Source organism: Pandoraea sp. B-6 (assembly GCF_000282835.1).
Classification (GTDB): Bacteria; Pseudomonadota; Gammaproteobacteria; order Burkholderiales; family Burkholderiaceae; genus Pandoraea; species Pandoraea cepalis.
In genome coordinates this window covers 94,018-100,193 of the sequence record NZ_KB290540.1, presented here as the reverse complement: position 1 = coordinate 100,193, position 6,176 = coordinate 94,018, and the positions used below count along the sequence as shown (strand labels likewise).

The 6,176-nt window shown below is 65.6% G+C and carries 7 protein-coding genes; 2 read left to right on the top strand and 5 right to left on the bottom strand.

The features are described from left to right. Positions 1-323: uracil-DNA glycosylase family protein (locus tag A985_RS29435; RefSeq protein WP_369751593.1), on the top strand; the 323-nt coding region annotated here is incomplete at its 5' end. Between the two features lie 17 nt (positions 324-340). Here A985_RS29435 and A985_RS0117480 read toward each other — a convergent pair. Beyond that, positions 341-1,261, bottom strand: a complete 921-nt coding sequence (locus A985_RS0117480) for a pirin-like C-terminal cupin domain-containing protein (protein ID WP_017234668.1) — start codon at positions 1,259-1,261, stop codon at positions 341-343. A 64-nt stretch (positions 1,262-1,325) separates the two neighbouring features. Next, positions 1,326-1,925, bottom strand: coding sequence for an FMN-dependent NADH-azoreductase (locus A985_RS0117475; RefSeq protein WP_017234667.1), 600 nt, complete (start codon positions 1,923-1,925; stop codon positions 1,326-1,328). A 211-nt stretch (positions 1,926-2,136) separates the two neighbouring features. On the opposite strand from A985_RS0117475, the gene A985_RS26005 reads away from it, so the two are divergent. After that, positions 2,137-3,075 carry a LysR family transcriptional regulator gene (locus A985_RS26005; RefSeq protein ID WP_198288709.1) on the top strand — a complete coding sequence of 313 codons (939 nt, stop codon included), beginning with the start codon at positions 2,137-2,139 and terminating at the stop codon, positions 3,073-3,075. Between the two features lie 13 nt (positions 3,076-3,088). On the opposite strand, the gene A985_RS0117465 is transcribed toward A985_RS26005, so the two are convergent. The 3 genes from A985_RS0117465 to A985_RS26000 all read right to left on the bottom strand — a co-directional run. Further along, the gene (locus A985_RS0117465) at positions 3,089-4,903 is read right to left on the bottom strand and encodes a M61 family metallopeptidase (RefSeq protein WP_017234665.1); all 1,815 of its coding nucleotides are present in this window, start codon (positions 4,901-4,903) and stop codon (positions 3,089-3,091) included. A 60-nt stretch (positions 4,904-4,963) separates the two neighbouring features. Next, positions 4,964-5,728, bottom strand: a complete 765-nt coding sequence (locus tag A985_RS0117460; RefSeq protein WP_017234664.1) for a DsbC family protein — start codon at positions 5,726-5,728, stop codon at positions 4,964-4,966. A gap of 99 nt (positions 5,729-5,827) precedes the next feature. After that, positions 5,828-6,176, bottom strand: a 349-nt coding sequence (locus tag A985_RS26000; protein WP_039830467.1) for an FAD-dependent monooxygenase, incomplete at its 5' end; no start/stop codon positions are given.

Here is a 6,176-nt window from a genome sequence, read left to right as displayed (position 1 = left end):
TCAACACGACGCTGACCGTGGAAGCGGGCAACGCGGCGAGTCACGCGAAGCCGTTCAAGAAGGGGGGATGGCAAGCCTGCACCGACACGTTGCTCAAGGGGCTGGCCGCCCGGCAAGGGCCGCTGGTGTTCCTGCTGTGGGGCAGCCATGCACAGGCCAAGGCGCCGCTGCTTGCCGGCCACGATCATCTACTGCTTGAAGCCCCCCACCCCTCGCCGCTCTCGGCGCATCGCGGCTTCCTGGGCTGCGGCCACTTCAGCGCCGCCAATACCTTCCTCGAACAGCACGGCAAAACGCCCATCGACTGGCGCCTGCCGGCGTAAGGGCCATGCGGGGAGACTCAGTCGCGCGATGATTCGGTGATGGGCGTTAGTGTGCCCATCGCGCCTTGTTGATAGCGTCGCGTGAGCGCGACGAGATCGCTCTCGTCGCGCGCTGCGAAGTTGCCGCGATAGACGACGGGTTCAGCGAGCGGGTCGCCACCGGCGAGCATGAGCCGCGCCCCGGTGCGCCCGGCCAGTTGCCACGCACCGGGTGGCAGCAACACCGCCTGCGCGCCGCCGCCTTCCGCCCGTAACGTGTGATGGGCCAGCGCCACCTCGCCCTGCGCAATCAAGGCGACCCACCGACGGCCGTCGCAAGGGATCGTCAAGGTGCGCAATTCGTCTTCGCGCCAGTCGAGCTGTAGCAGCGTCGTGCGCTCACCTTCCATACCGGCGGCATGGGCGACATGACGCTCGCCCCACTGCCCGCAGATCAAACTCAGATCGACGGCGCCTTCACGCCAATGCGACATGGCATCGGCGCGGACTACGGTCTGCACGGGTGCGCCGTGCGCATGGCGGCCGGCACGGCTCACGATCATCCGCAGGCCGCGCGCCGTGCCATGGGCGTTCTCGGGAGCGTCCTCATGCACGGTGCCGCAGTTGGCTTCGAGCCATAGCAGGTCGCCGGCACGCAGCCTGTCGTCGCCCTGATGGGCGTGGCGGCAGCGCAGCGATGTCGTCGACTCGGGGAACAGGTAGGTCGCCACCGCGCATCCGGCATGCGGATGTGGCGGTATGCACGCGCCATGACGGGTGAAGAGATCGATCGACAAAAACGGATCCGTCTCGGCGACCTGATCGAAAACACCCGCCCCCGCCGCCGCGGCACAGCGGGCGGGTCGGGTGACGGGAAGCACGCGCGGGATGGCGCTCGCGTCGGCATGAGCCGCCGGTCGCTTCGTCTGACGCGGATGCAAAGGCGCCGGATGGGTCATGGAGGTACCTGCGCGTGCGGGAGAACAGCCGTGGCAACGCAATCAGCAGCGTCGCCCCGGGGGCTTAGAGCGCGGCGATGGCTTCGCGAGCATTCGCGAACCCGGCAGCGGCCGATTCCGGACCGCGAGCCAGACCTTCCGCGAAGATGAACGTCACGTCCGTCATGCCGAGGAAGCCGAGAATCGTCTTGAGGTACGGCGTCTGGCTGTCGGCCGGCGTGTCCTTGTAGTTGCCGCCGCGGGCGAATGCCACGATCACCTTCTTGCCCTGGATGAGCCCTTCCACGGTGCCGTCTTCACGATAGCGGAAAGTCACGCGGGCACGGGCGATCCAGTCGAAGTACGCCTTCAGTTGCGACGGCACTTGGAAGTTGTACAGCGGCACGCCGAACACCACGTAGTCGGCCGCCTGAATCTCGGCAATCAGTTCGTCGCTGCGGGCGATGATGGCGTTTTGTTCGGCCGAGCGTTGGTCTTCCGGCGTGAAAAACGCGCCGATGACGGCTTCGTCCAGATGCGGTACGCCATCGGCCAGCAGGTCGCGCACGACAACCTTGGCACCCGCGTGCTTCGCAACCAGTTGCGCCACAGATTCGTTGGCGAGCGTGGTCGAGTTGGCACCTTGCGAGCGGGCGGCGGAATTGATTTGGAGAATCGTGGTCATGTCTCTGGCTCCTGAGCCTGGGGGTTCGAAAATCCGTTCGCGCTGGGCCCCGTCTCGGGATGGCCGTGAATGGCGCGTCGGCTTGGTATGAATTCTAGTTACCCACAAAAATGAAACAAGCCGGTAAAATCGAATTGTTTGTTCCTATTTTGGAACAATGCGCGCCATCCCTTTCCCCTTGCTTGATGGCCGCATCACCGAGGAGCGCGCGATGATTGACGATCTGAATGACATGCTGATCTTCGCCGAGGTCGTGCGTTCGGGCAGCATCACCCGGGCCGGCGAGCGGCTCGATCTGCCCAAGGCAACGGTGAGTCGGCGTCTGTCGCGACTGGAGATGCGCCTTGGCACGAAGTTGCTGCACAAGACCACACGGCGGCTGGAGCTGACCGAAGTCGGCGAGGCCTATTACGAGCGTTGCCTGCCGATTCTCGAGGAAGTGGAAGAGACGCGAGATTTCGCCTCGCAGCTCTCGAGCAAGCCGCGCGGACGGCTTCGCATCACGGCGCCCGGCGACTTTGCGGCGCAGTGGCTGGCGGTGCCGCTTGCCACGTTCTGCGCGGCCTATCCCGAGATTACGGTCGATGTGGATCTGAGTTCGCGACAGGTCGATCTGATCGCCGAGCGCATCGACGTCGCCATCCGCGCCGGACAACTCTCCGACTCCACCCTGGTGGCGCGCCCCCTCCTCGCGCTCACACGCAGTCTGTATGCCAGCCCGCTGTATCTGAGTGCGACGGGGTTGCCCGCCACGCCCGACGAGCTGGCGGGCCATCGCTTCGTGATCCTGCAAGGCGCGCGGCGTCTGTTCAACTCGGACACGCTGCACAAGGGACGTCAGCGCGCCGACATCACCATGCACGGGGCGATTCAGGTCAACAGCATGGGGATGGTCAAGGAAATGACGGTGGCGGGCAGCGGCATCGCCGCCCTGACGGATATCCTGGCCGAGGATGCGTTGCGCACCGGCCGTCTCATCAAGGTGCTGCCCGAGTGGTCGTTACCGTCCAGTCCGGTGCATCTGGTCACGCCGTCGCGACGCTTCCTCCCGCGCAAGACACAGGTCTTCATCGAGCACATGCTCGCGGTTGCCAAGTCGTGCCCGGAGGAAAACCGGGACCCGCGCGTGCCGGGCCCGGCGCTAGGATAAAGCGCTCGGCCGCTCAGGCCGACAGCCACTTGTCACGACGCTGTGCCGCGGCGCGATCGCGCGTCTCGGCGATGCGGTATTTCGAAATCTCCGGCGCGTCGAGCGTGAGCGCGGTCTCGCGCAGGGCGTCGCGGCGGAACGCGTGGACCGTCACCCGGTCGCCCGGGCGATATCGGTCGAGCAGCTTGTCGAGATTGGCCTGCGTGACGCGCAGACCGTCGATGGCGACCAGCACATCGCCCGCCGACAATCCGGCCGCTTGCGCCGCGCCCCCGTCGAGCACCTGCGAAAGCGTAAGGTCGTCGCCGCGCTTTGCCGTCTTCACCCCCAATGCAGGACGGCCGTCCTCGGGCTTGACCGGTTCCAGCGTGAGTCCGACGCGTTCGAGCAGCGTCTTGATTGGCAGATCGCGCGTGCCGTGAATGGCGGTGGCGAAGAATTCCGACAGGTCGAGTCCCGAGACGTCCTCGAAGAACGGCTGCACGGCGTCTTCGTCGATACCCACGGGCGCGCCGCGATAGAAGTCGCGGCCAAAGCGTTGCCACAGCGCACGCATGATGTCGTCGAGCGACTTCTGTCCGCGCGTCTTCGAACGAATCGTCAGATCGAGCGCGAGCGCGACCAGCGACCCCTTCGTGTAATAGCTGACGATGGCGTTCGGTGCGTTCTCGTCCTGGCGGTAGTACTTCGTCCAGGCATCGAACGAACTCTCGGCCACGGTCTGCTTGAGACGGCCGCTGCCACGCAGCACACCCGCCACCGCCTTGGCGACGAGTTCGTAGTAATCGGCAGGCGGAATCACGCCGCTGCGCACGAGCATCAGATCGTCGTAATAGGACGTAAAGCCTTCGAACAGCCAAAGCAGTCGCGTATAGACTTCCCGGTCGAGCACGTACGGGGCGAACACGGCCGGCTTGATGCGCTTGACGTTCCACGTGTGGAAGTATTCGTGGCTCACCAGGCCGAGAAAGCCGCGATAGGCTTCGCTCATGCGCGCCTGTCCCTGCACCGGCAGATCGTTGCGGCTCGCGAGCAGCGCCGTGGACGCACGGTGCTCCAGACCGCCGTACCCCTCGCCGACCGTCATGAGCAGGAAGACGTAGCGGGACATCGGCACGCGCGAGCGCGAACTCGCGCCCGGCTCGAACAAACGGATCTGCGCTTCGCAGATCCTCTTCATGTCGCGCAGCAACCGATCGAGATCGAGGTTCGGCACCGGTCCGGTAATGGCGACTTCGTGCGTCACGCCGCAAGCCTTGAACGTGCCATGCACGAAGGTCCCCATTTCGACCGGCGAGTCGATCAACTCGTCGTAGTCGGCGGCCAGATAGCGCCCGAAGTCGAGCGCCGCCGTGCCTTCGGCCGGCGCGAGTGCGGTCGCGACGCGCCACGCCTTGAACGCCGCGCCACGCGCGCGCAGCACGTCGACTTCGCACGGCGCCTGTTCCTGGCCTTCGACGCGCAGGAACACGCTGGTGCCGTTGAAGAAGCCATGCGTGTCGTCGAGATGCGCGGCGCGCACCGACAGATCCCATGCGTAAACCTCGTAGGTCACGATCAGCGTGCCCTTGCACGGCGCCGCTTGCCACGTGTGCTTGTCCAGCTTGTCGAGCGCCACCTTGCGGCCGCGGCACGTCGCCCCGATCGTCACGATATTGCGGGCAAACTCGCGCACCATATAGCTGCCCGGAATCCACGCGGGCAGCGAGAAACGCTGCCCTTCGGGGGCGGGATTCGAGACCGTGACGGTCACTTCGAACAGATGCGCGGCAGGCGACTTCGGAACGATCGCATACCGGATGGCAGGCTGGGCAGACGTGGCTTTCATGAGGTGGCGGCTTCTTGTTGTCGGAACGGTCGGGCGTTGGCCAGACTGGCGAATGGACGGTTACTTGACCGTGGCGAGCGCCTTTTCCAGGGCTTCCGCGGGCACGGCGCCCGGCAGACGGCGGCCGTCGGACAGTATGATCGTCGGCGTTCCGGTCACGTTGAACTGATGCCCCAGCGCCACGTTCTGCACCACCGCGGTGTCGTCGCACTTGGCCGAGGGGGTCGGCGGCGCCTTCTTGTCGAGCATCCAGTCATGCCACGCGGTGAGTGGATTGGGGGCGCACCAGATCGCCTTCGACTTGGCGTCCGAGTCGGGGCCGAGCACCGGGTACAGGAAGGTGTAGACGGTGATGTTGTCGAGCTTCGACGTCTTGAGCGTTTCCTCGAAGCGCTTGCAGTACGGGCAGTTCGGATCCGAGAACACGGCGACCTTGCGGCTGCCGTTGCCCTTCACGTACTTGATGGCGCGATCGAGCGGCAGCTTGGCGAAGTCGATCTTGTTCAGTTCCGACTGACGCGCTTCCGTCAGGTTCTGACGCGTTTTCGTATCGACGAGGTTACCGCCGACAATCACGTATTTCGCCTTCTCGTCGGCATAGAGGATGTCGCCGCCAACGGCCACCTCAAAGAGTCCGGGGATGGGCGTACGTGCCACCGACTTGACGGGGGCCTCGGCACCGAGCGTCTTTTGCACGGCAGCCTTCACGCGGTCGAGGGCCGCGTCGGACTTGCTCTGCGCGACGGCGAACGTCGTGACAGTCGCGGCGCAAATTGTCGCCAGACCGAGCGCTGCGAGCGCCGCAGCGCGATAACGTTTCAACATCGAGTATCTCCAGAAGTGTGTCGAGCGAGAGGCGCGTCCGGACACGCCCGGTATCGACCGGAATTAGGTGGCATGGCCCGGCATAGGCGCCCCGAGGGGTCAGCCCAGCGCGCGGCCGATCAGGAATTTCTTGACGAAAGGCAGCACGTTCACGCAGTCGAGCCCGGCGTTGCGCACAAACCTGACCAGCGGGCTGTGCGTGGCGAACAGCTTGTGCAGGCCGTCCGTGGTGAGCGCCATGCTGCCGATGTCTTCCTTGCGGGCGCGCTCGTAGCGACGCAATACCGCCGCATCGCCGCAATCGCGGAACGATTCGCGCTCGGCGAGCGCGTCGCCGAGCGCCGCCACGTCGCGCAAACCGAGGTTCATGCCCTGGCCCGCGAGCGGGTGCACGACGTGCGCCGCGTCGCCCACCAGCGCCACGCGCGGCGCGATCAGGCGTTTGGCC

Excerpts from the sequence above, each read along its gene's own strand:
- A985_RS26005 (WP_198288709.1), top strand. The coding sequence starts at position 2,137 with ATGATTGACGATCTGAATGACATGCTGATCTTCGCCGAGGTCGTGCGT.
- A985_RS0117475 (WP_017234667.1), bottom strand. The coding sequence starts at position 1,925 with ATGACCACGATTCTCCAAATCAATTCCGCCGCCCGCTCGCAAGGTGCC.
- A985_RS0117465 (WP_017234665.1), bottom strand. The coding sequence starts at position 4,903 with ATGAAAGCCACGTCTGCCCAGCCTGCCATCCGGTATGCGATCGTTCCG.
- A985_RS0117460 (WP_017234664.1), bottom strand. The coding sequence starts at position 5,728 with ATGTTGAAACGTTATCGCGCTGCGGCGCTCGCAGCGCTCGGTCTGGCG.
- A985_RS0117480 (WP_017234668.1), bottom strand. The coding sequence starts at position 1,261 with ATGACCCATCCGGCGCCTTTGCATCCGCGTCAGACGAAGCGACCGGCG.